This is a genomic window from Acidithiobacillus albertensis, assembly GCF_001931655.1.
In the GTDB taxonomy this organism is placed as follows: Bacteria; Pseudomonadota; Gammaproteobacteria; order Acidithiobacillales; family Acidithiobacillaceae; genus Acidithiobacillus; species Acidithiobacillus thiooxidans.
Map to the genome: position 1 here is coordinate 1 of NZ_MOAD01000085.1, position 1,106 is coordinate 1,106.

Genomic DNA, 1,106 nt, shown 5'->3' on the forward strand with positions numbered 1-1,106 from the left:
ACGGAAATAACGCGCCCCGGCAGTGCAAAATCCCACCCAGAGGGCCAAGCCGGCAAGGAATCCCAGTCGTTCATCCGGAAATGTCGCTACCAGCAACAAGGCGACAATACTGCCTGCAATAGTACCAATCGCCCGGTAAAAACTCTTGGCAAGAACCATCCCGTTACGCGACTGCATCACAATAAACACGGTGATTACGACCGTACTGGGAGAGTCCAGCTGGAATCTATAAGCCAACCAAAGACCAATCAGCGCTGCAGCGGCTGTCTTGGCCCAGAAAATCCAGGTTTGCAGATCGTGCTGGTAGAAACTCTGCCAATATTGGCGACTGGCAAGATTCAGGGTACTCATGATGGTGAATGCGGTCCCGTCCAGGTTTTTGGAATCACCCTACCCCCCAGAGCGGCATAGAGTTTGATCAGATTCTGCCGGGCATAAGTATCCAGGCGAATTTGCTGCATCTGATTGTCGATGATAGGCAGTTGCGCCGTCATGACTGGCAGGGCATTACTTAGACCCGCTTGATATCTTTGTTGTTGTAAAGCCGCGCTGCGCGACAAGGCTTGCGCACGCCGCTGTAAGATTTCCCGCTCCTGACTGGCAGACTGCAATTGTCTCAGACTGAAAGCGACTTGCTGCAAAGCCTGTAACAAGCTTTTTTGATATGCGGCGCGAGCCAGCTGATATTTCGCCTGACTGGCATCAAAGTGGCCCCGCAGTCGCCCCCCGGTAAACAATGGCAAACTGATAGCTGGTCCCACACCTGCTTGTAAGGACCCCGGATTCAAAAAAGTAAACAAGCCGCCTGCCGCTGCCAAACCACCCGCAAAAGCCACCAGATTGATATTGGGATAATAGGCATCGCGGGCAATATGCACCGCTGCAGCAGCCGCCTTGATGGTCATCCGCTGGGCGACAATATCCGGCCGCTCGGCAATCCATTCAGCCGGAACAGTGCTGGGTTGCTGCCAATGGGTCTGCAACAGATTGGGCTGATAATGACGCAGCACCAAGGGGAGTTGGACACCCACACCGCACAGTGTCGCCAAGGCCTGACGATTGCTGTCGTACTTGGCCTTTTGTGCGGCTATTTCCTGCTCCAAACC

Annotated in this window: 2 protein-coding genes; both read right to left on the reverse strand. The window is 54.1% G+C overall.

Going from position 1 to position 1,106, the window contains the following annotated elements; translation table 11 throughout:
- The coding region (locus BLW97_RS18135; protein ID WP_207650653.1) for an FUSC family protein at positions 1-351 on the reverse strand (351 nt) is incomplete at its 3' end.
- On the reverse strand, positions 348-1,106 hold a 759-nt coding region (locus tag BLW97_RS18140), incomplete at its 5' end, for a TolC family protein (RefSeq protein WP_158025240.1). The genes BLW97_RS18140 and BLW97_RS18135, both read right to left, overlap by 4 nt.